Source organism: Microbacterium sp. LjRoot45 (genome assembly GCF_964253325.1).
In the GTDB taxonomy this organism is placed as follows: domain Bacteria; phylum Actinomycetota; class Actinomycetes; order Actinomycetales; family Microbacteriaceae; genus Microbacterium.
On sequence record NZ_CAXUQM020000002.1, the window covers coordinates 1 to 25,438 of the forward strand.

Annotated in this window: 28 protein-coding genes; 11 read left to right on the top strand and 17 right to left on the bottom strand. The window is 69.2% G+C overall.

Features of this window, described 5'->3' with window-relative positions:
• From ACSQ18_RS15525 to ACSQ18_RS15535, 3 genes are all read left to right on the top strand, one after another.
• The coding region (locus tag ACSQ18_RS15525) for a bifunctional cytochrome P450/NADPH--P450 reductase (protein ID WP_436038469.1) at positions 1–2,940 on the top strand (2,940 nt) is incomplete at its 5' end.
• An 18-nt stretch (positions 2,941–2,958) separates the two neighbouring features.
• Entirely contained in the window at positions 2,959–3,303 is a 345-nt protein-coding gene (locus ACSQ18_RS15530) for a DMT family transporter (protein WP_436038470.1), read from the top strand.
• Positions 3,303–3,623 (top strand): DMT family transporter, encoded by a 321-nt coding sequence (locus ACSQ18_RS15535; protein WP_436038471.1) that lies wholly within the window; start codon positions 3,303–3,305, stop codon positions 3,621–3,623. Before ACSQ18_RS15530 ends, ACSQ18_RS15535 begins: the two co-directional genes overlap by 1 nt.
• Before the next feature lie 116 nt (positions 3,624–3,739).
• On the opposite strand, the gene ACSQ18_RS15540 is transcribed toward ACSQ18_RS15535, so the two are convergent.
• The 17 genes from ACSQ18_RS15540 to ACSQ18_RS15620 form a co-directional block, all read right to left on the bottom strand.
• Entirely contained in the window at positions 3,740–4,225 is a 486-nt protein-coding gene (locus ACSQ18_RS15540) for a hypothetical protein (protein WP_436038472.1), read from the bottom strand.
• A 2-nt stretch (positions 4,226–4,227) separates the two neighbouring features.
• Positions 4,228–4,626, bottom strand: coding sequence for a ParB family protein (locus tag ACSQ18_RS15545; RefSeq protein ID WP_436038473.1), 399 nt, complete (start codon positions 4,624–4,626; stop codon positions 4,228–4,230).
• A complete protein-coding gene (locus ACSQ18_RS15550; protein WP_436038474.1) occupies positions 4,623–5,420 on the bottom strand; it encodes a ParA family protein in 798 nt (265 codons plus the stop codon). The genes ACSQ18_RS15545 and ACSQ18_RS15550 overlap by 4 nt, the downstream gene beginning before the upstream one ends.
• 79 nt (positions 5,421–5,499) lie before the next feature.
• On the bottom strand, positions 5,500–5,886 hold the full coding sequence (locus ACSQ18_RS15555) for a single-stranded DNA-binding protein (protein WP_436038475.1): 387 nt from the start codon (positions 5,884–5,886) through the stop codon (positions 5,500–5,502).
• A 72-nt stretch (positions 5,887–5,958) separates the two neighbouring features.
• The gene (locus tag ACSQ18_RS15560; RefSeq protein WP_436038476.1) at positions 5,959–6,192 is read right to left on the bottom strand and encodes a hypothetical protein; all 234 of its coding nucleotides are present in this window, start codon (positions 6,190–6,192) and stop codon (positions 5,959–5,961) included.
• Between the two features lie 69 nt (positions 6,193–6,261).
• Positions 6,262–6,678: a hypothetical protein gene (locus tag ACSQ18_RS15565; RefSeq protein WP_436038477.1), complete on the bottom strand. Its 417-nt coding sequence runs from the start codon at positions 6,676–6,678 to the stop codon at positions 6,262–6,264.
• 43 nt (positions 6,679–6,721) lie between these two features.
• Positions 6,722–6,970 carry a glutaredoxin domain-containing protein gene (locus ACSQ18_RS15570; RefSeq protein ID WP_436038478.1) on the bottom strand — a complete coding sequence of 83 codons (249 nt, stop codon included), beginning with the start codon at positions 6,968–6,970 and terminating at the stop codon, positions 6,722–6,724.
• A gap of 349 nt (positions 6,971–7,319) precedes the next feature.
• Positions 7,320–7,625, bottom strand: coding sequence for a hypothetical protein (locus ACSQ18_RS15575; protein ID WP_436038479.1), 306 nt, complete (start codon positions 7,623–7,625; stop codon positions 7,320–7,322).
• 33 nt (positions 7,626–7,658) lie between these two features.
• Positions 7,659–8,288 carry a DUF6349 family protein gene (locus ACSQ18_RS15580; protein ID WP_436038480.1) on the bottom strand — a complete coding sequence of 210 codons (630 nt, stop codon included), beginning with the start codon at positions 8,286–8,288 and terminating at the stop codon, positions 7,659–7,661.
• Between the two features lie 33 nt (positions 8,289–8,321).
• Entirely contained in the window at positions 8,322–9,209 is an 888-nt protein-coding gene (locus tag ACSQ18_RS15585; protein ID WP_099197235.1) for an ArdC-like ssDNA-binding domain-containing protein, read from the bottom strand.
• Positions 9,210–9,546: 337 nt separating this feature from the next.
• A complete protein-coding gene (locus ACSQ18_RS15590) occupies positions 9,547–11,577 on the bottom strand; it encodes a hypothetical protein (protein WP_436038481.1) in 2,031 nt (676 codons plus the stop codon).
• Positions 11,578–11,798: 221 nt separating this feature from the next.
• Positions 11,799–12,050, bottom strand: coding sequence for a hypothetical protein (locus ACSQ18_RS15595; protein WP_436038482.1), 252 nt, complete (start codon positions 12,048–12,050; stop codon positions 11,799–11,801).
• A gap of 62 nt (positions 12,051–12,112) precedes the next feature.
• Complete coding sequence (locus tag ACSQ18_RS15600) at positions 12,113–12,997, bottom strand: FHA domain-containing protein (protein ID WP_436038483.1); 885 nt, start codon at positions 12,995–12,997, stop codon at positions 12,113–12,115.
• Positions 12,994–14,385 (bottom strand): AAA family ATPase, encoded by a 1,392-nt coding sequence (locus tag ACSQ18_RS15605; protein ID WP_436038484.1) that lies wholly within the window; start codon positions 14,383–14,385, stop codon positions 12,994–12,996. Before ACSQ18_RS15605 ends, ACSQ18_RS15600 begins: the two co-directional genes overlap by 4 nt.
• A gap of 14 nt (positions 14,386–14,399) precedes the next feature.
• A complete protein-coding gene (locus ACSQ18_RS15610) occupies positions 14,400–15,482 on the bottom strand; it encodes a M23 family metallopeptidase (protein ID WP_436038485.1) in 1,083 nt (360 codons plus the stop codon).
• Positions 15,482–16,021 (bottom strand): hypothetical protein, encoded by a 540-nt coding sequence (locus ACSQ18_RS15615; RefSeq protein ID WP_071416686.1) that lies wholly within the window; start codon positions 16,019–16,021, stop codon positions 15,482–15,484. The genes ACSQ18_RS15610 and ACSQ18_RS15615 overlap by 1 nt, the downstream gene beginning before the upstream one ends.
• 1 nt (position 16,022) lies before the next feature.
• Positions 16,023–16,322: a helix-turn-helix domain-containing protein gene (locus ACSQ18_RS15620; protein WP_231941996.1), complete on the bottom strand. Its 300-nt coding sequence runs from the start codon at positions 16,320–16,322 to the stop codon at positions 16,023–16,025.
• Positions 16,323–16,451: 129 nt separating this feature from the next.
• Here ACSQ18_RS15620 and ACSQ18_RS15625 point away from each other — a divergent pair, with 129 nt between their 5' ends.
• From ACSQ18_RS15625 to ACSQ18_RS15660, 8 genes are read left to right on the top strand one after another with little or no spacing between them, the layout of a single operon-like run.
• A complete protein-coding gene (locus tag ACSQ18_RS15625; protein WP_436038486.1) occupies positions 16,452–17,060 on the top strand; it encodes a DUF6668 family protein in 609 nt (202 codons plus the stop codon).
• Between the two features lie 11 nt (positions 17,061–17,071).
• Positions 17,072–17,374 carry a hypothetical protein gene (locus ACSQ18_RS15630; protein ID WP_071416683.1) on the top strand — a complete coding sequence of 101 codons (303 nt, stop codon included), beginning with the start codon at positions 17,072–17,074 and terminating at the stop codon, positions 17,372–17,374.
• 11 nt (positions 17,375–17,385) lie between these two features.
• Entirely contained in the window at positions 17,386–18,141 is a 756-nt protein-coding gene (locus ACSQ18_RS15635) for a hypothetical protein (RefSeq protein WP_436038487.1), read from the top strand.
• Between the two features lie 3 nt (positions 18,142–18,144).
• Positions 18,145–19,788, top strand: coding sequence for a hypothetical protein (locus ACSQ18_RS15640; RefSeq protein WP_436038488.1), 1,644 nt, complete (start codon positions 18,145–18,147; stop codon positions 19,786–19,788).
• Complete coding sequence (locus ACSQ18_RS15645; protein ID WP_436038489.1) at positions 19,788–21,299, top strand: SCO6880 family protein; 1,512 nt, start codon at positions 19,788–19,790, stop codon at positions 21,297–21,299. The genes ACSQ18_RS15640 and ACSQ18_RS15645 overlap by 1 nt, the downstream gene beginning before the upstream one ends.
• Positions 21,299–22,927: an ATP/GTP-binding protein gene (locus tag ACSQ18_RS15650; RefSeq protein ID WP_436038490.1), complete on the top strand. Its 1,629-nt coding sequence runs from the start codon at positions 21,299–21,301 to the stop codon at positions 22,925–22,927. The genes ACSQ18_RS15645 and ACSQ18_RS15650 overlap by 1 nt, the downstream gene beginning before the upstream one ends.
• Positions 22,924–24,711 (top strand): TraM recognition domain-containing protein, encoded by a 1,788-nt coding sequence (locus tag ACSQ18_RS15655; RefSeq protein ID WP_436038491.1) that lies wholly within the window; start codon positions 22,924–22,926, stop codon positions 24,709–24,711. The genes ACSQ18_RS15650 and ACSQ18_RS15655 overlap by 4 nt, the downstream gene beginning before the upstream one ends.
• Positions 24,711–25,427: a DUF4913 domain-containing protein gene (locus ACSQ18_RS15660; protein ID WP_436038492.1), complete on the top strand. Its 717-nt coding sequence runs from the start codon at positions 24,711–24,713 to the stop codon at positions 25,425–25,427. Before ACSQ18_RS15655 ends, ACSQ18_RS15660 begins: the two co-directional genes overlap by 1 nt.
• The last annotated feature ends 11 nt before the right edge of the window (positions 25,428–25,438 follow it).

Below are 25,438 nucleotides of genomic sequence, written 5' to 3' on the forward strand. Positions count from 1 at the left end.
CATCTGCGCCCCGTGGTCGCGGATGCGTTGTTCACGGCACACGATGCGGAGCCGAACTGGGGGAAGGCACACCGCATCCTGGTGCCGGCGTTCGGACCGCTGGGGGTGCGGTCGATGTTCGGCGGGATGCGGGACATCGCCGAGCAGATGATGCTGCGGTGGGAGCGGTTCGGCCCGGACACGGTGATCGATGTCCCCGGGGATATGACCCGGTTGACCTTGGACACGATCGCGCTGTGCGCGTTCGACTTCCGGTTCAATAGTTTCTACCGAGACGGGCTGCACCCCTTCGTAGGGGCGATGACAGGGGCGCTGGACACGGCGTTGCGGCGCGCGTTGCGGCCGGGGTTTGTGAACGCGCTCGACTTCACCGGGAACCGGAAGTTCGAGGTGGACACGGCGATGCTGCACCAGGTCGCGGGTGAGCTGATCGCGGAGCGCCGCGCGGACCCGGACGTGGCGGGCAAGGACGACCTATTGGGGCGGATGATCAACGGCGTGGACCCGGAGACGGGCGAGGGGTTGTCGGATGAGAACATCGCGAACCAGATGGTGACGTTCTTGGTCGCCGGGCACGAGACCACCAGTGGGCTGCTGTCGTTCGCGACGTACCTGCTGCTGCGCAACCCCCGGGTGCTGGAGCGTGCCCGGCAGCTGGTGGACGAGGTCGTCGGCGACGACGTGCTGCAAGTGGAGCACCTGGCGAAGCTGCGCTACCTGGAGCAGATCCTGATGGAGAGCCTGCGGCTGTGGCCGACCGCGGCCGCCTTCGCGGTCGCACCGCACGAGACGACCACCCTCGCCGGGAAGTACCGTCTCACCCCGGATGACGTGGTGATGGTCGTCACCCCGATCCTGCACCGTGACAGGACGGTGTGGGGCGAGGACGTGGAGGAGTTCGTGCCGGAGCGGTTCGAACCGGCAAGGGCGGAGAAGCTGCCCCCGAACGCGTGGAAGCCGTTCGGAAACGGCGCCCGGGCATGTATCGGTCGCCCGTTCGCGATGCAGGAAGCGCACCTGGTGCTTGCAATGATGCTGCAACGGTTCGATCTCGCCCTGGATGACCCGAACTATCAGCTGTCGATTCATGAGTCGTTGACGATGAAGCCGGAGAACCTCCGCATCCGAGTCACCCCCAGGCGCACCGCCGCGACCCTGAACCCCGCACCCCGGGAAGCCCCGGCGACCGCGGTCGATCACACCGAGACGGTGGAGTTGGACCCGGACACGGCGACCGGACTGTTGGTGCTGTTCGGCGGCAACAGCGGCTCGTCAGAGCAGTTCGCGGCCCGGATCGCCGGCGATGCCGCCCGGTACGGGTTCGCGTCCACCCTCGCCCCCTTGGATGCGAAAGTCGACGAGCTTCCATCGAAGGGGGCGGTGATCGTGGTGACCGCCTCGTACGAGGGGCAGCCGCCGGACAACGCCCGCCGCATGATCCCGGCGCTGGAAGCGCTGGAGGAGGGGGCGCTCTCAGGGGTGTCGTTCGCGGTATTTGGCAACGGCAGCCGGCAGTGGGCACGCACCTACCAGGCGATCCCCAAACGCGTCGACGCCGCACTGGAAAGGGCCGGGGCGACACGGATCATCGACCGTGGTGAGGCCGACTCCGGGGGTGACTTCTTCGGCGACTTCGACACCTGGTACGCGCAGCTGTGGCCGGCGATTCAAGAGACGTTCGGCAAAGACCCAGTCGAGGTCGACACCTCCACCACCGTCACGGTCGAGATGATCGACGGCGGCCGGCAGACCGCGCTGCAACTGCCGGATCTGGGCCGCGGCGTCGTGGTGGAGAACCGCGAGCTGACCGACCTATCCTCCGCGCACGCCGCGTCCAAGCGGCATCTGGAAGTGGTCCTCCCCCCGGGGTCGGCCTACCGGGCCGGGGACTACCTGGCGGTGCTGCCCCGCAACGACGACGCTGTGGTGGAGCGGGTGCTGCGCCGGTTCGCGATGACGCCAGACACCATGATCCGGATCACCGCCGCGACCGGACGGGCCGGGCTTCCGGTCGGAGAACCGATCAGCGTCTTCGATCTGCTCACCAACTATGTCGAACTGACCCAGCCTGCCACCCGCGGGCAGGTCGCCGCGCTGGCGTCCCCGACCCGCTGCACCCCGGAACGCGCCGACCTGGACCGGCTTGCCGACACCGACTACGACAGCCTCGTGCTCGGCAAGCGGATGAGCGTCATCGACCTGCTGGAGCGGTACCAGTCGGTGCCGATCGAGTTCGCCACGTTCCTGCAGATGCTGCCGCCGATGAAGGCCCGCCAGTACTCCATCTCCTCCTCACCGCTGTGGAACCCCGACCGCGCCACCCTGACGATCGCCGTCGTCGACGAACCAGCCCGCTCCGGGCAGGGACGTTTCCGGGGCACCACCTCCGGGTACCTCGCCGACCGGGAACCCGGCGACCGCATCTCGGTCGCCGTGCGCCCCTCCCACACGCACTTCCACCCGCCGGCCAACCCGCAGACCCCGATCGTGCTGATCTGCGCCGGATCGGGAATCGCCCCGTTCCGCGGGTTCCTCCAAGAACGCGCGATCCAGAAGCACGAAGGGCAGCAGGTCGGGAAAGCGCTGCTGTTCTTCGGCGCCCGCCACCCCGACGTCGACTACCTCTACCGGGACGAACTCGCCGGCTGGGAAGCACGGGGGATCGTCAGGGTGATCCCGGCGTTCTCCCGCGAACCGGGCACCGCCACCCCGCACGTGCAAGACCAGGTCTGGGAGCACCGCACCCAGATCACGGACTCCTTCCAGCACGGCGGCACCGTGTACCTCTGCGGCGACGGGGAACGCATGGCCCCCGCCGTCCGCGACACCCTCGTCCGCATCTACCAAGACGCCGCCGGCGTCACCCGCGACGCCGCGGAGCAGTGGATGGACACCATCGAACGCGAGCAGGGTCGGTTCGTCGCCGACATCTTCGCCTGACAGGAAGCAACACCACACATGAAGAAATGGTTGTTCCTCATCGCCGCCATCGGCCTCGAGGTGATGGGCTCGCTCAGCATGAAAGCCGGCCTCGACCACCCAGCCTGGTACCTACTCACCGCGGTCGGCTATGCCGGGGCGTTCACCTTCATCATCTTCGTACTCCGTCTAGGCATGCCCCTCGGCGTCAGCTACGGCATCTGGGCCGCCTCCGGCGTCGCCCTCACCGCGATCTTCTCCATGCTGATCTTCGGTGAACCCCTCACCCCGATGATGATCGGCGGCATCGTCCTCATCATCCTCGGCGTCCTCGCCGTCGAACTCGGCTCCCACACCACCCACCAGAAGCAGGAGACCCGCTAATGGCCTGGATCTTCCTCATCGGCGCGATCCTCTTCGAAGTCGCAGCCACCCTCTCGCTGCGAAAGACCATCGACGGCGGCAAGAAATGGCTCATCGTCGTCATCGGCGGCTACCTCGGCGCATTCGTCCTGCTCGCCCTCGCGCTCGGCGCCGGCATGGCCCTCGGCGTCGCCTACGGCATCTGGGCCGCCGCCGGCGTCGCCCTCACCGCCATCCTCGCGAAACTCATCTTCAACGAAAACTTCACCTGGATCATGGCCGCCGGCGTCGCCCTCATCATCGGCGGCGTCCTCCTCATCGAACTCGGCGCAACGCACTGAGGGCGCGTCGCTGGGGGCCATCCGAATCCGGCAGTGTCAGGGTGAATACCGAACTCCACGCCTTGGGTGCGCCGCCTCGGCGGTATCGAGCACCTGGTCGACGAGCTGCTGCACGGTCACGCCGGCCATGCGGAGATCTCCGTGTCGTCGGTGACGTCGGCCGTCTCGATCGAGTCACGATCGGCGTCGTAGATGAGCCACGTCCGGTCGTTCCATTGGTTGCGGTAGACGATCCCGCGAGCCGTCAGAGCGTGCCAGGTGGCTCCGGCGTTGTACTCGGCGATCCACTCGGCTGCGAGCTGGTCAGCTGCGGCGCGATCCTCGGCCGTGCCGCTCTCGGTGGCGTGCACATGCGCGGCCCACACGGGACGGGCGGCGGCCAGCTTGCGCTCATCCCGGCGCAGCTCCTCGATGAGGGCGGGCAGGCACCCGCACTCGTCCGTGGCGTCGTGGTGGTAGCCGATACAGCGGTCGTCGGTGCATCCGCACTCGTCGCCGCGCCAGTCCTTCGCTGACTCGTACCCGTGGCGCTTCGCCCACTGGCCGGGGGTGATCCCCGCCCATCGCAGCGTCTCTCGCGCTTCGTGGTTGAGCTGCGTCATGGTCACTCCCCCATCGGTCGGCCCTGGGGCAGTTCTCGAGCCCCCACGGGCGGGAACGGCTTGCCGTCGTTGTACTGGCGCTCTAGCCGCTCGACTTCCTTCATAGCGGCCCCGCTGAGGAACTGCGAGAGGCTACGCACCCCCTCGTAGGGGATGGTGTGCATGATCGCGCCGCGGATGCGGTCGGTGTCCTCCTGCTCCTGGTAGAACGACACCTTGGGCGGGTACTTGCTGCGCTTCTTCGGCGCGGCCGCCTGCGGCTCTGTGACGCCATCTGCGGGCGTGGCCGGTGCGGCAGGCGCGGGAGCGGCTGCGGGAGGCTCCTGCGGCGTCTCAGCGGCCGGCGCGATGGGGTTCCGCCCGCTGAGGGTGGAGCGTTTGCGTTCGGGTCGGGCGCTCATGCGCGTACTCCTTCGAGGGTCGTCAGGTGGCCGCTGTAGAGGCCGCTGAGGCCGGTTGCCTCGGCACTCCCCCACTCGTCGAGGCCCTTGGATGCTTCGACGGCATCCGCGATCACGACGCGCTTGGGAACCGGCGGGGTGAGCACGCGCAGCCCGCGTGCCTCGGCCGCCTCGGTGAGGTCGTCGAGCCAGGCACGGCCGCTGACGGTGTTCTCCTCGTGCTGGTTGATGAGGATGCCGGCGACGTCGAGCTGCGCGTTGTAGTGCTCGCGCACGAGCGCGATCGTGTCGAGGAGCTGCGTCAGGCCGTTAGCGCTCCACAACTTCGAGTGCGTCACGACCACTACCCCGTCGGCGGCCGTCAGGCCGTTGCTGGTGAGCTGGTCAAGGCTGGGCGCGCAGTCGATGAGGATCAGGTCATAGTCGTCTGCAACCTCGCGCAGCGCGGCGCGTAGGCGGCTCTCTCGGCCCGCTCCGGCGATCACGAGTTCATCGCGCACACTGCCGAGCTCGACACCCGACGTCGGCACCAGGTCGAGGCCGGGCCACAGTCCCGGCACGATGACGTCGCGCAGCGTCTCGTCGGCGTGCTTGCTCAGCGCATCGGCTAGGCCAGGCTGATCTTCCTCGACGGTTTCGGCTGCGATCGACGTCGTGAGGTTTCCCTGCGGGTCGAGGTCGACGGCGAGCACGCGACGGCCAGCCAGCACCGCGGCGCGGGCCAGGTGGAATGTCGTCGTGCTCTTGCCGACGCCGCCCTTCTGATTGCAGAGGGCGAGGATTCGAGCGGTCACGGTGTCACCTTTCATGTGTAACGGCAATAGTACTGTTAGGGGTGCGCCCCACGGTGGAGGCGCACCCCTGAGTGCGGGATCAGAACGGGGTGTCGTCGCCCTGATCGGCGGTCGAGGGCTTGCCGACCACGCGGACGCTCTGCCCGCGCAGGCTCACCGCGATTTCGTCGGCTCGGACCTCGTACTGCAAGCGGCTCCCCTGGTCGCCCTTGTACTCGGTGACGCGGTAGCGGCCGGAGAACGTCACGCGGATGTTCCCCGACTCCTCGGCCGCCTCGACGAGGTTCTGCGCCTGGTTGCCGCTCACGGCAACGTCGTAGGCGACGGTGGGGCCGTCGGTGTAGCTGCCGTCCTCCTGGCGGATGCGATCGCTGACGAGGACGCGGGCGTAGGTGTACGGCCCGTTGTCCCCCTCGCGGAGGGTGGGCGTTGCGGCGAGGTTGCCGGTGCGGGTGATGTAGCTCATGGTGTGCTCCTTCGGTTTCGTCCCGGTAGTGGGAACAGTACTATTAGCGGGAATGGGGTTCCAAGGGGATAGCTAAGGGCGCTCGACCTCCAATCGCCGGCCATCCATCTGCGACGGGTACAGCACGTGCTCGACGTCGCTAGTCGGGTGGGGGTTCACGAGACGCACACCCTGGACACTCCCCGCCCCGATGTGGCCGAGGCGCTGCGCGACGACTCGCGCCGGGCGGTAGGGCCGACCATCCCAGCTCAGGATGCGGTCGCCCGCGTGAAGGTCGGCCAGCTTGGTGATGATGAGGTTCTGCATGTCGTGTCCTGGTTCCGTATCCTCTCTAGTTCCGTGTAACCCTAATAGTACTATTCGGGTTACTTAGGATCAAGCCTTTCCGGCCTCTCCGGCCAGCAGCTTTCCGACCGTTTCGGCCAGCAGCCACAGGCGATCGGCTGCCGCGCGATCCTCGGCGGTGTAGTCGCCATAGGCGGCCTGGTGCTCGAAGTCCTCGCGGCCGCGCCGGGCCATGCTCAGCAACATGTCGATTCCCTCGCACAGCTCGCGGTCGACCGGAACAACCCGCCCGCCGCCGTCGACGACGAGGCTCAGCGGTTCGGCCATCCCGTGCACGTGCATGGCGTAGCCGTCGCCCTCGCGCTCGACGTAGGCCGTCAGGATCGTCCGGGACTCCTCGTCATCGAAGTCCACGCGGCCGTAGCTGTCGGGGTCGTCCCCGAGCGGCCAAAGCTGCGGCTCCAAGCGGGTGCCACGGTCATACGGGGTCAGGTTGCGGTCGCTCATGATTCCTCCTGTAACGGGATTAGTACTATTTGGGGTAGCGGGGTCAGGCTGCGAAGTGAGCGGCGACGCGCTCGATCTGATCGGGTCGGAGGTCGCACCAGTGATCGTCATCGTCGACCACGACGACAGGGGCCACGGTGTAGCCCAGTTCCTCGGTCACGTACTCGCGCGCTTCGGGGTGCTCGGTGATGTTGACCTCGACGTAGGGGATGCCCTTCCTGTCCAGCATCATCTTCGTCATCCGGCACTTCCCACACTGGGGACCGGTCGTGTAGACGGTTAGCGCTTCCATTTCGTGATCCTCCCACCCCACTCGTTTTTTTGCCGTGAAGGCGACTTGTCGCCGCTAGGGAGAGCCGGCCGGAGTGCCAGTGACCGTGGAATACCGGACTGAGCGAAGCGAGGGAGGATATGCCGCGAAAGCACTGGCGCGCAGGTTGGCCGACCGTATGCTGCCGAAGGCTTCACGGCAAAAGAACGGGCCGATAGGCCCTGGCAGTCGGCCGGCTCCGTCCGGCCGTCCGTTAGCCGGCGCCGGCTCCGTCCGGTGTCGGCTGCCGTGGTCGTGAGCTGTAGCACCTGGTCGGGGAACAGTACTGTTCCCGCCACACGCAACGGCGACGGGAACAGTACTAATAGGGTCACTCGCATTGCTGGGTGGCTGCGATCCGGGCGGCGACGTTGCACACGTCGTCGGGCGTCACTTCGTCGAGGAGGATCGTTCGGGTTCCGCCGTCGAGGTCGATCCACCACACGGGGCGCACGGTGTCGGCGTCGATCCCGGCGCGGTGCTCGGGGAGGTCTGACGATGGGTCGACCGGGCCGAAGTAGAGCTGAGGAGTCCAGCTATCCGCGCCCATGTCGGTGTAAATCATCGTCGGGAACGGGAGGAGCTGCGCGAGGTCGTCCAGCAGCGCGGCGACGTCGCTCGGGGACAGGGTGTGCATGTGGTTCTCCTAACGGGATTAGTACTATTCGGGTCAGTCGTTGGGGGCGGCGAGGTCGTAGCCGCCGAAGGGGGAGCGGCCGCCGACGTGGCGGCCGCCGTGCGGGCCGCGTCGAGTGATGACGGGTGCGCCGGGGCGCTGCCATTCGGCGGGGTAGTTCTCTGCGCACCACTTGGCCGCAGCGGCGCGGGCCTTCTTCTCGTCGGCGGTGCTGAGCTTCGTCGGCAGGATCGGCAGGGCTCGCCATCCGGGCATCGCGTGATCGTGCCAGGCTTCTACGGCCTCGTTCTCGTGCTCGGTGATGACGTGCCAGCGACAGGGCGGGCAATTCGCCTGGTACATCAGCCCGCCGGGGAGCGGGTCCGCGCTGTGGTCGTGCTCTGCGAGGTCGCACCGGGTGTCGGCGTTGAGCATGTGCAGCTCGTGGGCCTCGTCGCTGGCGGCGACGTCCTGCCGACCGAAGTACGCGCGGTGCCACATGTGCGAGCGCATCAGGCATCCGAAGTTCCCGTGTTCCCCGGTCCACCGCTCGAACGCGGCCGCGAGGTCGTCGGGGTGGTGGTAGTCGGTGACGTACCGCAGGGGCACGCCTTCCCAGGGCATCGCGGCCACGGCCTCGCGCTCGAACTCGGCCATATCGAACAGGGTCGGCTCTCCGTGCATGACGTTCTCCTAACGGGATTAGTACTATTCGAGTTACGCGGCGACGGGCTCGGGGGCGGGCTCGGTGATCGCGTCGGCCAGGGCGTGCGCGGTGCGCAGCACGTTTGCCGCGGTGGCCTTGATCGTCTCGGCCTCGCACTTGCTCCACCCGGCGACGTAGCCGACGCTGTAGGCGCTGGTGTCGAGTCCGAGAATCCCGGCGACGATGTAGGCGACGCTCTCAGCCTCGGTTTCCTTGATCCCGCGGTGCTCGACGTACTCGGCGTGATCTTCCTCGGCGTGCAGGATCACGTGGGCGGCCTCGTGGAGGGCGGTCTTGGCTGCCTGAGCGGGGGAGAGGTCCGCGTCGATCACGACGCGCTGCGTGCCGTCGGTGGTGGTGTACCCGTTCGCGCCTCCGGCGATCTGCTCGCGCTCGACAGTCCAGCCCTTGCCGGTGAGGTAGTCGGCCACGGCGTCGAAGATGCCCGCGGGGTCGTCTCCGGTGAGCTGGCGCGCAATGTCGGCCGGGTCGCCCGCTTCCTCGTCGATGAGGTCGGTCTGTCCCATGTCGAACACAGACACCGGGAAGAACCGCACCCGGCGCTGTTCCTCCTCCTCGCCGGTCTGCTCGTTCTCGACCGTCTCGCGCACGTCGCGGCCGCCGAAGATGCGGATTCCGCGCTCACCCTTGCGCACCTGGCGGTTGAGCTTCTGCCACGTCCGGTAACCGGCGACGTGGGAGGCCTCGGGGCACTGGGCGAAGATCAGCAGCAGGTTCCCCAGGCTGTAGCGGTGGAACGACTGCGCGAACGTCAGGAACCGCGCCCACGTCTCAGACTCGCGCAGCGCCTCGACCTGTTCCGCGATCGTCGCTTGCAGGGCCTCGGCCTCGGCGCGACGCTCCTCGGGGCTCTTCGTGTTCTTGACTGTGCGTGCCATGTTCGGAACCTCCACCTAACGGGATTAGTACTATTTGCGTCCTGTCTCACCCCCACGTTTTTTGCCGTGAAGGCGGTTTACCGCCGCTAGGGAGGACGGCCGGAGTGCAACCCGGAGGGCGGTGGGGGAGAGAGTTTCGGCGCGATGTGAGGGAGCGCAGCGACCGCGTGCCGAAAGTCTCGGAGGAGCCGGCGGCGCAGCCGCTTGCATGGAGGTTGGCCGACCGTATGCTGCCGGAGGCTTCACGGCAAAAGAACGGGCCGAAGGCCCTGACAGCGCCGGCATCGCCGGCTCGATCAGCGAGCCCGTGGGCTCGCCTCCACGCAGCGGATCGTCGCTAGGAGACTCGACGTCGCGGTGTCTCGATCGGCTTGGTGGCGGGGCCGTCGCAGTACCGGCACCTGACGCCGATCGTCATCCCGTGTGCGCAGTAGCCCGGATCGATCCATTCCTCGTCGACGGCTTCGACGTCGGCGGCGTCGACGAGGGTTCTCGAGCGGAGATATCTGTCGGCGTTGCGGTCGTACGGCCGCACGGCCGTTCCCTCGCGCTCCTCGACGATGATGCGACGAGCTGCGGCATAGTCCAGCCGGCCATCGGGTCGGCGCGGGTGTGGGCCGTAGGCGTGGGTGCCGTCGTCGGGGACGAGGGAGAGCTGCCCCCGGCTCGGTCGACGTTTCGCGTCGGGTCGACGGGGTGCGTGCATCCACGCCTCCTCGGCCTTCCACCACGCCCACGCCTCGCGCTCGACGCGGTAGCGGGTAGCGCGGGCGTCGAGTCGCCCGGCGACTCCGGCGCGCTCGGCGGCCACGTCAAGGGGGAGCGCGTCGACGCGGTGCCAGCCGTCACGGGCGCGCTCGACGATGCCAGCGTAGGTGAGGCGGTCCAGCAGTCGACGGGTGCGTAGCGGGTCGGCGCCGATCAGGGGGCACAGTTCGTCGAGGGGGCGAGCTGTGGTGTCGATTCGTGCGTAGAGGTTCCCGGCCAGGTGCCCGAGCGCAGGGCGGGTAGCGGTGAACAGGTCGTGTGCGGCATCCGTTGTTCGTGCGCGGAGCGTTGCGAGGGTCGCGGTTCTCTCAGCAGCCCCGGCCCCAGGGGGGCGCGGGTCCGCTTGTGACCGGGCATGATCCGAGTTGCTGTGGAGAGCGCTCTGCGGGTCGATCGTCCAATGAGCGGCGCGGGGTCCGTCCGCGGCCGCGGTCTGTGCGATCCATCCGTCCTCAGACAGGCGCAGCAGCGCCGTCCTGGCCGTCTCGCGGCCGACGCCGGCCAGTAGGGCCAGGCGGCGGGTATCGGCTTCCAGAGAGCCGCTGAGGGCGTGCAGGGCCAGAGCGCACAGCACGTCGAGGATGCGGCGATCGGCAGGGCCGCCGCCTCGCGCCCAGCGGCCGGCTGCGGCGTCGGCGCGGGCTTGGACGTCGCGTACGTGCGCGGCGATCGCGTCGGCGCGACGGTCGAACGTGGGATCGTCCCCGATCTGGCGGTCACTGGCCGCGACGTAGCGCACGGCCTTGTCCCACTGGCGGGCGAGGACGCGGCGCTGCTCGCCGCGGGGGCGGGTCACGCGGCCGCGGGCGGTGACGCGGCTGCGGACGTGCTCTAGGCCGGGCTCGGTGTCGACGAGGGCGGCGACGTCGGCGTGCCGCCACCTGGCGGCCGCTGCGCCGATCAGGACGCGCCAGAGCGTCGCTGAGGCATCCGCGGGCGTCTCGTGCAGCGCTGCGGCGCTGACGGCGGGGAGCTGGCGGCGCGGTCCGACCAGGTGCAGACGGCCGTGGGCGTCGAGCGGGAGGGGCGCGTGCGGGTCGATGGTGCGAGCGGGCTCGGTGTCGTCGACGAGGCCGGCGAGGAGGCTCACGAGCGCGCGCACCTGTGCGGCGGTGGCCGTGGGCGCGCTGAGCGCGTCGAGGTCGCCGCGGAGGACCGTGGAGTGCCCGCCGGCACGGTGCGGCGCTCCTGGTGGCCGCACACAGCCCGTCACGGGGTTGCTAAGGGGGGAGAGGTCGAGGGTGGGGCACAGGTGCCGCGCGAGACGGGCGAGGGTGGCGACGGTTTCGGCGTCGACGGACTCGGCCAGGCCGACCCATAGGTGGCGGCCGCCGGTCGGCCCGGACTCGCAGAGGACGTGCGACAGGCCGACGTCGGAGAGGAGGCCGGAGAGCACGTCGGCGTCGCGAGCTGCGGCCGCGGCGTCGCCGTGGGCGTCGAGGTCGAACGCGAGGAGGCGGAACCGCTGATCGGGGCCGGCGAGGTACACGGCCCACGGGCGCTCAGGGGCGGCGGCGCCGATCGCGCGATCGCGGTACTCGTTCGCGATCGTCCCGTAGGCGTCGACGACGGCCACGCGCACACGAGCGCGAGGGCTCACCGCGACAGTGAGCGCCCAAGAATCTGCGCGCGAATGCTGCGTATTGCTAGCGCTAGGGGTTATGATGGCACCACCTTTCGACCCCGGTCGATGGGTACGACAAAGCCCCGGTTCCCTACCGGTTCTTGTCGGAACTGCCTTGATCTACCGGTCGCCAAACTCAGAGGATCAGGCACTTAGCTTCGGCCCCCCGTCTCGTAGAGACGGGGGGCTCGCTCGTTCTATGCGGCTCTCGTGGACGCCTCCTCGGGGAGGTCGAGCGTGGGCGCGGCAACGGGCTCGGGCAAGTCCCAACCCTCGGGGATGCCGTTCGCGCCGGGCTTCGCGGCCTTCATCGCGGCCTCGACAATCGCCCAGGTGGGGACGTCGAACCGATCGGCGTAGTCGTCGATCATCGCTTTCACCTCGGGGTCGAGGCGGAAGTACGCACCCTCGACGGGTGTTCCCCGCCGCCGCCGCACACGCGCTGTCATGGCTCGAACGTATTCGATATCGCTATCGCGTTCGGGGAGGACACGCCGCTGTCTCGCCCCGGTCATCGGGTCGAGCTGACGGTGCAGTAGACGTCGCCCAGAAGGATCGTCGCGCCGTCACGGATCACGGTCGGTTCGCCGGGGGTGAGCCAGTACGGCGGGGCCGACTGCAGTTCGATGCCGTTCGCGGAATCGAGGTCGGTGACGACGATGCGGCCGGCGTCGTCGACGTCGATCGTCGCGTGGGTGCGCGAGAGCATCCGTCCAGGCGTAACGACGGTGAGCGCTTCGCGGCCGTCGACGGGCTCGGGGCTGCGGCCGATGACGACGTGCGGGCCGGCGTCGACGCTGCGTTGGGTGTTGAACGCTAGATGCAGCACGGGCGCGGGAGGCGCTGCGGGGGCCGCTGCGCGGCGGCTGATGCGTGTGTGCTCGACGTCGTGCAGCTCGTCGAGCTCGTGGAGCTCGACGAGGTTCGGCCGGGTGATCGGCGCGGCCGCGGGGGGTGCGACGGTGTTCGGTTCGGCCGGGGGAGCGACCTCGACGCGCAGCGGTTCGTCGACGCCGCACTGGACGCACGTTGCGGAGGTCACCGGCTGTAGCCGGCGGCAGACGCGGCAGCGTCCCTCGTCGATGCTGAGGCCGTCGGGGGCGGGAATGGTGCCGTCGGCGCCGATGAGCTGCACGTAGCCCTCGGGGCGCACTGCGAGGGCGTGTGTGCGGCCGTCCTCGGTCACGTCGAGGCGGATCGGGCGTCGTAGCTGGGTGCCGATCGCCACGGCGCGGGCGATCATGCCAGTGCGGAGCGCTGCGACGGATTCGGCCGCGCACGCGCGGCTGACGCCGTTGATCGTGAGGGTGCCTGTGCCGTCGTGTGTGACGGTGGCGGCGAGACGGGGCCACTGAGGGACGCGATGCAGCCCTGTGAGTGGCTGTGTGGCGTTCATAGCCCGCGGGCGACCGCCGCGCCCGCTGCGAGCCACGCACGCTGCGTCTGGGGGCGCAGGGAGCCGAAGCGCAGCACTCCGTCGACCATCGCCGGGTCGTGGGGGACCGTGACGGCCTCACGGGCGAGGGACCGGTAGCCGTCGGCCACGCGCGCCAGGTCGGCCGCGGTGGACTTCGGGTCGCCCTGGTTGACGATCACGACGGCATCGCGGGCCAGCTCGGCCGATCCTACGTCGCGCTCTGCGAGGGCTTCGAGAAGGAGCGCGCCGGCTTCGGCGTGGTCGTCGCGGGTGGTCGTGGCGACCACGAGCTGGTCGGCGTGGTCGATCATGCGCAGCCACATGGGGTCGGACTCGTCGTTGCCGGAGTCGATGAAGATCAGCCGGTAGTACTTGGCGGCGACGGCGTGGATCGCGTCGACGTCGCTGGGTTCGATGCGCTGCTCGTGCGCGAGGGCCATCGGCTTGCTGCGGAGCACGTCGAACCGGTCGCGGGTCTGGTGGTGCACGTAATGCGCCAGGTCCGCTGACTGCGCTCCGGTGCTCAGGAGCCGGTCGACTTGGGGGAGGAGGTCAAGCAGGGTCGCCTCGTGCGGTCCCTGCTCGGTGCGCCAGCCGAGCGTGCCGCGGGTCTGGTTGTTGTCCCACGTGAGGACGCCTGCCCCGCCGTGGCGGGCGAACACGGCCGCGAGGAGGACGGTGGTCGGGGTCTTGCCCGCGCCGCCCTTGCCGTTCACGACGGCGATCGTGCGGGGGCCGGGCCAGTGCTGCGAGACGGCGAGGACGTCGGAGCGCTCGGCGCGCTCGGATTCGCTGGGGCTCATGCGGATGCCCGCACGGGTGAGCGCTCCGCGCCATCCCTGGGTTGCCGGCTCCTCCATCTGCTCGTGTGTGAGGAACGACTGACGGGCCTCGCGACGGCTCGGGTACTCCGTGGCCGGGGCGGGAGCCTGACGCACCCATGCGTTCCCGTCGGGCGCGGGGGCCGGCGCTGCGGCCGGAACCTCCGGCGCGGGAGCGAACGTCGGAGCCTCCGGCGTGGGGGCGGGCGCGGGAACCTGGTCGATCGGCGCGGGCGTCGACTCGACGGGGGACGCTGTGTCCTCGATCGGTGCCGGTCGGGCGGGCAGGGTCTCGTCGGGCTCTACGCTGCCGTCGGGGTGGACGATCAGCGGCCACTCCCCGTCGGGGCCGCTGGTGGTGACGCGCACGGGGCGCTGCATCTTCGTGGCCGTGTCGGCCACGCGAGCGAGGATCGCGGCGCGAGCATCCTCGAGAGTGGTCGTCTCGATCGGGTGCGACGTGCCGTTGATCGTGACCTCTCCCGATCCGTTCGCGAACGTGCGCGCCTCGATCTTGGGGAACGTGGGTACTTCGATGCTGCTCATGGTCGTCTCCTGATCTACTGTCCGAGCTGGATGCCGACCTCTGCCATGAAGGGCGCGGGGTCGACGTTCTCGCCGTTGACGCGCACTTCAAAGTGCAGGTGGCATCCGGTGGATTCACCGCTGCTGCCGACGCGAGCGATCTGCTGGCCGGCCTTCACCTTGTCGCCGGTCTGCACGAGCATCCCGGAGTCGTACATGTGGAGGTAGCGGGTGGTGACCCCGCCGCCGTGGTCGATCGAGATTGTGCCGTTGCCGGAGTCGTCGAAGCCGCGGAATGTCACTACGCCGTCCTGTGCGGCCCAGATCGGGCCGTCGCAGCCGCCGCCGGCAAGGTCGGTGCCGGCGTGGAGTCGCTGCGTGCCGTAGATCGGGTGAATGCGGATGCCGTAGGGGCTGCTGACCGGCCCGGCGCCGGGGGAGGCCCAGCCTTCGGCGCTGACTTCGCCGGGAAGCAGGCCCGCGCATGTACCGCCGCTGGCGCTGCCGTCGCCGGAGTCGAGGCCGGTGCGGACACCGCTCAGGCCCTCGACGATCTGCACCGCGCCGTCCCAGAACTTCGTGTAGTGGTACGGGTCGGCGTTCACCTGAGTGCGGTGGGCGACGATCGTCGGTTCCAGCGACTCGCGGTCGGGAACCTTCGTGGTCATCGCGTTGAAGAACTTCGTCGACGAGATGTAGGGGTCCAGCCGCTCCTCGCGGGTGCCCCATCCGTCCTGCTGCTGGAACAGGCCGATTGACGTTGTACGGGTGCCGTCGGGGTTGGTGACCCCGCCGGTTTCCCAGTCGCCGTAGTCGATGTTTCGGAGGCTGGATTCGCCCATCGCGGTCATGACGCCGATGGTCTGATCCCGCGCGTTCAGGCCGAGGTCTTTGCCCGCCTGCATGACATATGCGGCGTTCACAAGCTGCTCGTGGCCGTAGCCGGCAATCTCCGTCTCGGGGACGGATGCGGGGTCGATCGAGACGCTCGATCCGACGTTGCCGGCGCTCGGGCCGCAGTCGTCCTCGCCCATGAGGAGGAGCCCGAACAGGGAGCCGACGATGAGGAGCGGCACCGCCGCGATCGCGTAGGCGGCGCTGCCCTTGGGCGCTGCCATCAGTTCACCCCTTCGGGGAGGATGAAGCGGCCCGCGAGCCACGGGGAGTCGGCGTCGGCACGGCTGAGCACGACGCCGTAGGTGCCGGCGTTGGTGGGGACGTCGACGAACGCGACGTATGCGCTCGTGTCGTCGGTGATGACGGCGGGGCCGGTGACGCTCGTCGCGACGATGCGCGCCGGGTCCATGTAGGCGTAGTCCTGGGTGGCTTTGTTGTCGAGGAGGGGCTGCAAGCCGGCCCACCACTGCTCGAACGGAAGATCGGGGCGCGCGTAGGCGGTCATCACGGCGACCGCGGCCGCCGTGGCGCTCTCGCGCGATTCGTCATCCCACGTGGGCACGGGCCGCGGGCCGTGCGTCTCTCCGCTGTCCTCGTCGATGAGGCCTTCGGGGGCGGGGGTGAACTGGTCGAGGTCGGGATAGATCGGGCCGGTGCTACTGGCGCTGGGGGTCGGCGCTGGCGCGTTGTTCTGGCCGGTGCAGGCGGTCAGGGCCGCCGCGGTGACGACTATGAGTAGCGCCGTCCCGATCTTCCGCATGTCAGTCCCCTTCGTGCCGTTCTGAGTTGATGACGACGACCGGGCCGGTGTCGCGAGGGACATTCGCACCCCGGCGCAAGGTGTCTTTCAGCTCGTCGCGGATGATGAACCACGTCGAGCCGACCTTGTAGCCGGGGATCAGTCCCTCGCGGAGCCACGTGTACACGCTCTTGTTGGAGACTCCGAGTCGTTCTGCTACTTCGGTGGGGCCGAGGGTCGGAGGGCTCTGCTCGAATAGGCGATCGAGCGCGTCACACGCACCGCTGTCGCTGCTCACGGTGAGACCTCCTGTTGGCTCCACGGTCCTAGTGTACCGGTTAGGGCATGTTTGTATAGGTTCAGGTTCATTCGGGTTCATCCTTCCTTGTTTGGGCGCTTGGGCGTAGGATTCCCTTATTAGGGTGAATCTCACTGTACCTAGGGGGGCAACATGAGCGATCCGCTCAACCCGTGGCTTTCTCGGCCGACGACGCCGCCGCCTACCGAGGCGGCCCCGATCGCGGCCGTGCCTGAGACGTTCGGCCCGGTGGCTCCGCAGCGAGGAATCCCGGCACCGGATCGCGTCGACCAGCTGCCGATCTACGACCGCAACACCACGGCGGCGCTGTGGTGGGTGGGCGCACACGGCGGGGCGGGAGAGTCCACGCTGGCGGCGCTGATGCCGGGCTCACAGGCGGCGGGCCACTCGTGGCCGCGCACCGCCTCCACGACGCCCGCGCGGACGGTTCTCGTCGCCCGCTCAGACGCCCGCGGGTTGCGCGCGGCGCAGGCCGCGATGCGGCAGTGGGCCGCGGGCCTCGTCCCGTCTGTTGAAGTCCTGGGCCTGGTCGTCATGGCTGACGCACCTGGTCGACTGCCTCGCTCGTTGCGCGACCTGATGCAGGTCGTCAGCGGGGGAGTCCCGCGCACCTGGTCGGTGCCGTGGGTCGATGCATGGCGTGTGGGGGAGCCGCCGGCTCTCTCATCTTCTCCGCGTGAAGCTCAGCGTCTCGTCGACGAGCTGACCGCAATCCTCGGTGCCGCCGGCACCACGAACTGAAAGGCAACAGCATGTCCGTTATCGACGTGTTCCACGCGGCGGCCGACACCGCCGTGAACCTCGCCGGCGTCATCCCTGACCCGGACCCCGTACAGCCTCCGGGCACCGAGGGCGTGACGATCATCCTGTCCTGGCTGAAGTGGATCGGCTATGTCGTCGTCGGCGGCGCGATCATCGTCGGCGGCATCCTCATCGCCGTCAGCTTCCGCCGCGGTGAAGGTCACGATGCTCTGCCGAAGATCCTTTGGCCGATGGCCGGGGCGATCGTGATCGGTGGTGGTGCTGCTCTCGTCGGCATCCTCGCCGGGGCCTGAGAGGAGCCGTCATGGCTGAGGACGACGACACGCAGCAGAACCCGTTCACCCGCCCCGGCTTCATCATCGGGGCGGTCGTGGTGGTCGCGCTCATCGTGGCGGGCATCGTTCTGACGGTTCTCAACCTGAACCGAGACGACGACGCCGCGCCGCCGGCTCCTGACCCGTCGTCCAGTGCCACAAGCAGCGCCGCCCCTTCCCCGGAGCCTTCCGGGGTCGCGGGCGGCGCAAGCGTTTGTGGCCTGGCGGGCGAGGAGCTATCCGGGACGGTGACGACAGCTCCCGCCGCCGAATGGCGGTTTCAGGACGTCTACGCCTTCCCGACCTCTTCCACGGCGGGGCCGGGGGACACGGCCCCAGAGGGCTACCCGTACTGCTTCCAGCACTCGCCTGAGGGTGCACTGTTCGCAGCCGCGAACGTGACGATCATCGGTTTCGGACCCGCCGAGCAGCGACAGGCATTTCTCGAGTACGCCCTGACGGATGGCCCGTACCGTGACACCCTGCTCAACGCTCAGGGAGCGGCTGCGCCATCCGACGTGCGGGCGTCTATCGCCGGCTTTCGCATGCTCGCGTACGACGGCGAGTCCGCTCGTGTCGACATCGCGTTCCGCGGCAGCAGCAACGGCCAGAGCGTCAACGGCTCCGCCGTTCTCGAACTCGTCTGGGCGGACGGGGACTGGAAGCTCGACGCCTCGAACCCTGAGCCTGCACGCCTCGCTGAGTTGCCGGACCTCTCGGGTTATGTGAGCTGGACGGAGGGGTAGAACATGGCCGCGAGTGAATGTGCGCCGCTCGACTTCGGCTGCAAGGCCGGTGAGTGGGCAAACAGTGTCGTCGGCGATGCCATCCAGAACATGGCGGATGCCGTCATGGAAGCGTTCGGGAAGGCTGTCGCCTCGCTCGGCACGCTCTGGGTGAACGTCGGCACGCCGAACCTGACCGGGACGGGCGGTGGCTCGTCGATCGCGGCGGGTGCGACCGCTCCGAACTCTGACGGCATCATTCAGGTGCTCGGCTGGGTGACCTGGATTGCGATCGTGCTCGCGGCTATCTCGATCATCCTCCTCGGTGCTCTCATCGCTACGCGGATGCGCAACGGTGAGGGCTTCCAGGCCGCGGGCCGACTGGGGATCGTGCTCGGTGCGATCTTCCTCATCAGCGGCGCGACGGCGCTGGTGTCTGGTCTGCTCCCGAACGGGCCGCAGGGCGCGGGCGGTGCCGTGCTGTTTCTGCAGTCGTCGCTGTGGTGGTACATGGGCGCGGCCGCCGTCGTGTCCGTCATCATCGGCGGCGTTCGGATGGCGTGGGAACAGCGCGCCGAGCCCGGCAAGGAGACGGTCAAGAGTCTGTTGACTCTGATCGTCGTGGCGGGTGCCGGCGTGACTATTGTCGGGCTGCTCGTGTCCGCGTTCGACTCGTTCTCCGTGTGGATTCTCAACGGGGCGCTGAACTGCGACGTCGGCACGGATACGGCGTGCTTCGGCAACAACATCGCGACCCTGCTCGCGCTGACGACGAATCCGGCGACGGGTGGCCTCGGCGCTCTGCTCATCATCATCCTGGGGCTGATCGCGATCCTCGCGACGGCCTTCCAAATCGTGCTGATGATCGCGCGCGGCGGCATGCTCGTCATCCTGACGGGCATCCTCCCGCTGTCCGCGGCGGCCACCAACACCGAAATGGGTAAGGGCTGGTTCAAGAAGAACGTCGGGTGGCTCGTGGCGTTCATCCTCTACAAGCCCGCCGCCGCGATCGTCTACGCCGCGGCGTTCCAGCTCGCGGGAACGAACGTGTTCCAGGACGACGGGACCGGCTTCATCGCCGTTCTCACGGGCCTGATCCTGATGGTGCTCGCGCTGTTCGCGATGCCCGCCCTAATGCGGTTCGTGACCCCGCTCGTGGGGGCCATGTCGGCCGGTGCCGGCGGCGCTCTCGGCGTGGCCGCTCTCGCCGCCCTCCCTACAGGCGCGGCCTCGATGGGTCGCCTGGCGACCGGTTCCGGCGGCGGCTCATCCGGCGGTTCGGGCTCGACCGGCTCGCCGGGCTCTACGGGCTCCACTGGCCCGTCGGGAGCGAACGGCGGCGGTCAGTCTGCCCCGCAAGCCGCGCAGGCCTCTAGCGCCGCGGGTGGCGGCACGGGCGCAGCGGCGGCATCCCCCGCTGCGGCCGGTGGCGGCACGGGCGCAGCGGCGGCATCTGCCGGTGGAGGCGCGGCCGCGGGCGGCGCGGCGGCCGGTGGAGCCGCAGCCGGTGGTGGAGCTGCGGCGGGTGCTGCCGGTGGAGCTGCGGCAGGTCCGTGGGGCGCGGCCGCGGGGGCGGCCATCGGCGCTGCCAAGCAGGCAGGACAGGCGGCCACGGGTGCCGCTCGCAACATTGGTGACCAAGCGACAGGTGAAGGGAGCGGGAGCTGATGGCGACCGTAGAGACAAGCCGTAGGGGCGTGCGCACCTACGGGAACTGGCGTCAGCCGACCTCGCCCGGCCTCCTCGGGCTCGGCACGGTCGGGACGGGCCTGATGTTCGTGGCGCTGCTGATCGTGATCGTCGTGCTGATGACGACCGGCATCATCGAGGCGTTCGTGACCGCCGCGGTGTTCGGCGGTCTGATCCTGCTGCTGACCATTCGCGACGGCGACGGGCGCAGCGTGCTCTCGCGCACCGCGAACCGGGTCGCGTGGGCGTCGACCAAGCGTCGACGGGCGAACGTCTACCGCTCCGGCCCGTTGGGGCGTTCCGACTGGGGAACGAACCAGCTTCCGGGCCTCGGGGCGCAGACTCAGCTCTCCGAGCACGAGGACTCCTACGCGCGGCCGTTCGCGATGATCTACTCGCCGCACGCTAAGACGTACTCGATCGTCATCGGCACCGAGCCTGACGGCGCGGCGCTCGTCGACCAGGAGCAAGTCGACCTGTGGGTGGCCGACTGGGGCCACTGGCTGCGCAACCTCGGTGATGAGCCGAACATGGAAGCGGCCGCGGTCACGATCGAGACGGCTCCCGACTCGGGTCGCCGGCTGCGCCGCGAGGTCGAGACGAACACCGACCCCGACGGCCCGGACTTCGCCAAGGCGATGCTGGGCGAGGTCGTGCTGAGCTACCCCGCCGGCTCGTCGACGGTGAAGGCGTACGTCACGCTGACGTTCGCGGCCGCGCCCCGGAAGGGTGCCAAGCCGCGCAAGCCTGACGAAATGGCGCGCGAGCTCGCAGCTCGCCTTCCTGGTCTGACGGCGAGCTTGCAGGCGACGGGTGCCGGCGCTGCGCACCCCCTGTCGGCGCAAGAGCTGTGCGAGACGATCCGGGTCGCCTACGACCCGGCCGCCGCAACCCTCATCGACGACGCGCACGCGGACGGGGAAGTGCCCGATCTGCGGTGGAGCGACGTCGGCCCGACGGCCGCGCAGGCCGGATGGGACGGCTACCGGCACGACTCGGCCAAGTCGGTGACGTGGGCGATGACTCAGGCTCCCCGCGGGCTCGTGCAGTCGGGCGTGCTCGCCCGCCTGCTGGCCCCGCACCGCGACATCGCCCGCAAGCGCGTGACGCTGCTCTACAAGCCGATTGACCCGGCGCGGGCGGCAACGCTCGTGCAGTCGGACGTGCGAGCTGCGGAGTTCAAGGCCACGTCGACGCGGAAGCCGGCGGCGCGTGACTCGCTCGCGCTGCGGTCGGCTCAGGCGACGGAATCGGAGGAGGCATCGGGCGCGGGCCTCGTGAACTTCGGCATCCTCGTCACCGCAACGGTGCTCGACCCGGCCAAGGAGGCCGACGCCCGCGCCGCGGTCGACAACCTCGGCGCGACGGCGCGTCTGCGCCTGCGTCCCGTCTACGGATCACAGGACAGCGCTTTCGCCGCCGCGCTGCCACTGGGCCTCGTGCTCACCAAGCACGTTGCCGTCCCTGCGGCGCTGAGGGAGCGTGTGTGATGACCCCGGATCAGATTGCCCTCGCCGTCCTCGGCGGGCTCGTCGTGCTCGTGATCGTCGGTGCGCTGCTGTTCGTGCGCACCGGCCGGAAGAACACGGATGCGGGCTCGTCGACGTCGGCCGGGGCGCTCACCTCTCGCGGGTGGAGCGGCCCCGGCGGCGGCATGTCGAACTTCATCCAGCCGCCCGCTGAGTGGCGCGGCACGACCGTTCAGGTGTGCGGCCTGTGGCCGTATTCGATCGGTGCCGGCACTCCGATGGTGGGCGTCCCGCTGGGCCGCCATATTCACACCGGGGCGACGCTGTGCTGCGACCCGATTTCCTGGTTTCAGCGCGCGAAGCTCATCAGCAATCCGTCGCTGTTCGTGCTCGGCAAGCCGGGACTCGGGAAGTCGACGGCCGTCGCCCGCATGGCGATCGGGCTCGCCGGCTACGGCGTGCAGCCTCTCGTGTTGGGCGATCTGCGCCCCGACTACGTGGAGGTCATTCGCGCGCTCGGCGGTCAGGTCATCACCCTCGGCCGCGGCCGCGGGTATCTGAACGTCCTCGACCCCGGCGAGGCGAAGGAGGCCGCTCAGCGCCTCGTCGACGCCGGATTCGAGAAGGAGGCCGGCGAGGTCTTGGAGGACGCTCACGGCCGCCGCCTGGCTATGGTGTCGTCCCTGCTGACGATCCTCCGCAAGTCCGCGCCGAGCGACGTCGAGGAATCGATCGTCGACCAGGCGCTGCGCTACCTCGACCGACACTTCGAGGGCATCCCCGTTCTGGGCGATCTGCTGCGCGTGGTGCAGGAGGGGCCGGAGGAGCTGCGCCAGGTCGCCGTCGACCGCGGCGACTTCGCGGAGTATCAGCGGATCACGCGCGGGCTGGAAGCGTCGCTCATCAGCCTCTCCCGCGGTGGGCGCTTGGGCGAAATGTTCTCCAAGCACACCACGAACCCGATGCGGCTCGACCGCCCGGTGGTCTACGACATTTCGGCCATCGGTGAGGCTGAGGGCGATCTGCGCGCGGCGACCCTGCTCGCCTGCTGGTCGAACGGCTTCGCGACGGTGAACATCGCGAACGTTCTCGCGGATGCCGAGCTGGAACCGCGCCGGCACTACTTCGTCATCATGGACGAGCTGTGGCGCGCGCTGCGCGCCGGGAACGGCATCGTCGATCGCGTCGACTTCCTCACCCGCCTGAACCGTCAGGTGGGCGTCGGCACGGCGATGATTTCGCACACGATGGCCGACCTGAGCGCCCTTCCGGAGGAGGACCGCTTGAAGGCGAAGGGCTTCGTGGAGCGCGCCGGCATGGTCATGTGCGCCGGTCTGCCGTATACCGAAATGCCGGAGCTGACGACGGTCATCCCGTTCTCGGAGGCCGAGCAAGAGCTACTGACGGGCTGGCAGGACCCGCCCGCGTGGGATGCCGCGTCGGGTCGCGAGGTCGACCCTCCGGGCCGTGGGAAGTTCCTTGTCAAGGTCGGCACTCGGCCGGGTATCCCGGTCGAGGTTCGCCTGACGGAGGCTGAGCGCTCGATTCGCGACACCAATCAGCGGTGGTACGAACAGTCCCGCACCGGTCGCCGCGCGCTGCGTGCGGTCGAGGAGCTGGTTGAGGAGCACGAGGAGAGGGTGTCATGAGCACTCCGAACAACCGCCGCCGCGACCCCGGCGGCTTCGGCGCGGAGACGCTGATGCTCCTGGTTGGCATCGGTGGCGTCGTGGCCGCGATCGTCGTTCTGAACGTGGCGGTGCGCCTCGGGCACCAGCTCGACGGAACCGGCGTCGAGCTGCCGAGCGACCCGTTCGCGTTCACGCTCGGCGTGATCCTCGGTCGGGTGCCGTGGCCCGCATCCGCGACCTGGATCGTCGCGGTGCTCCTGGCGATCGTCCTTGCCCTCGTGGTGCTCGCGATCGTCGGCGTCGTGCGCTACCGGAAGGGCCGTACCCGCGTCGACCGGGCCAGCAGCTACATGGGCCGGGGGAAGGACGTCGAGGGCCTGAGCAAGCGCAACGCGCAGGCGCAGGCGACCCGGCTCGGCGTCACCGGCTCTCTCGGCGTGCCGATCGGCAAGACCCTCGGTCAGATGCCGCTCTACGGCACGTGGGAGGACATGCACATCGACATCTGGGGGCCTCGCACGGGTAAGACGACCTCTCGGGCCGTCCCGGCGATCCTGGACGCTCCTGGGGGCGTTCTCGTGACCTCGAACAAGCGCGACGTCGTCGACGCGACCCGCGACGTGCGCGCGGAGGCCGGCCCGGTGTGGGTATTCGATCCGCAGGGGATCGCGCTCGAGAACCCTACGTGGTGGTGGAACCCGCTCGGCTACGTCACCGACGAGGTTCGCGCGGCCAAGCTGGCCGACCACTTCGCCTCCGGCTCACGCGATCCGGGAGCCAAGACCGATGCCTACTTCGACCCCGCGGGGCAGGATCTCCTCGCGGGGCTCCTGCTCGCGGCCGCGCTCGACGTGCGGCCGATCACCGACGTCTACACCTGGCTCACCCGCCCGACGGAGGAGGAGCCGGTCGACATTCTCCGGCGTCACGGCTACGACCTCACGGCCGACCAGGTACGCGGTGTCATCACCGCCCCGGAGAAGCAGCGCGGCGGCATCTACGGCACGGCGCAGCAGATGGCGTCGTGCCTCACCAACCGCCAGGTGGCCGCATGGGTGAACCCGCAGGGCAACCCCGATCTGCGCCCGCAGTTCGACCCGGCCGCGTTCGTGCGCGACGGTGGCACCCTGTACTCGCTCTCCAAGGAGGGTCGCGGGACCGCCGGTCCGCTCGTCACGGCGCTCACGGTCGCCGTGGTGGAAGCCGCGGAGGAGCTGGCCGCCGGCTCTGCCGGTGGCCGCCTGTCGGTGCCCCTGCTCGGGGTGCTGGACGAGGCCGCGAACGTGTGCCGGTGGCGTGAGCTGCCGAACCTGTACAGCCACTACGGTTCGCGCGGAATCGTGCTGATGACCATCCTGCAGTCGTGGTCGCAGGGCGTCGACGTGTGGGGTGAGTCGGGGATGCGCAAGCTGTGGAGCGCCTCGAACGTCAAGGTCTACGGCGGCGGTGTCTCCGAAGATGCGTTCCTGGAAAGCCTGTCGAAGCTGATCGGTGACTACGACCGTCAGGCGTCGTCGGTGTCCTCCGGCCGGGGTGGCCGCAGCGTGAATCAGCAGCTTCACCGTGAGCGCATCCTGGACGTGGCCGACCTCGCCGCGATGCCGAAGGGTCGCGCCGTGGTGCTCTCCTCCGGGAACCGGCCGACGCTGATCCGCACTCAGCCGTGGATGACCGGCCCGCACGCGGAGAAGGTCAAGGCGTCGATCGCAGCTCACGACCCGCAGGCGTCTCGGACGATCATCGAGGCGCAGGAGTCGGTGCGTGAGGTTGCGATCGCGAACAGCGAGAAGGGCGCGGCCTGATGAGCGACGACTGGGGCGACGAGGAGCCCGGCATCGAGGCGCAGCCGTTCGATCTGGACGAGCGCGACGAGCCCGGCGCGGAGCTGCCCGAACGGGAGCCCGGCCGGCTGTTCGGCGTCGACATTGCCGACGTCGCGAACGCTCTCGCCGCTCCGGCGATTCGCGCCGTGGTGCAGAAGGCCATCACGGGCGCCGTGAAAGATGCTGTGCAGGCCGAAGTCGACGAGGCGCTGGACCCCTCGGTGGTCGAGGAGCTGCAAGCGCAGGCGGCCACGGCCGCGCGTCGCGCTGTCACGGCGGCGATGGATGCGCTCGACGAGGAGCCGGCCGACGAGGAGCCGACGCTGTACTACGGCTCGGTCGACGAGTTCGTGCGCGAGTACCTGGTGAAGAACTACCGTCGCCGGGTCGACGGCCAGCGCACGGTGTGGGCGGCCGACTGGTGGAACTACCCGGAGGCGACGATCCGTCTCGATGCACTGTGGCGGGCCTGGGAACACCTTCGCCTGGACCCGACAACAGGTATGAGCGTCTGGTATCGCGACCACGCCGAGCACCACATGAGCGTGCTGCTCGACCCGTCCGGGCCGTTTGCCGCTGCCGGCGAAGGGAAGAACCGCGAGAACGTCACCGAGAAGGGCGCAGAGCTGCCGTACACGGCCCCGCCGGAGGGTTTGTACCCTGACCTGCGCGAGGAGCCTCCTACGGGCTCCTGAGCGCGACAACG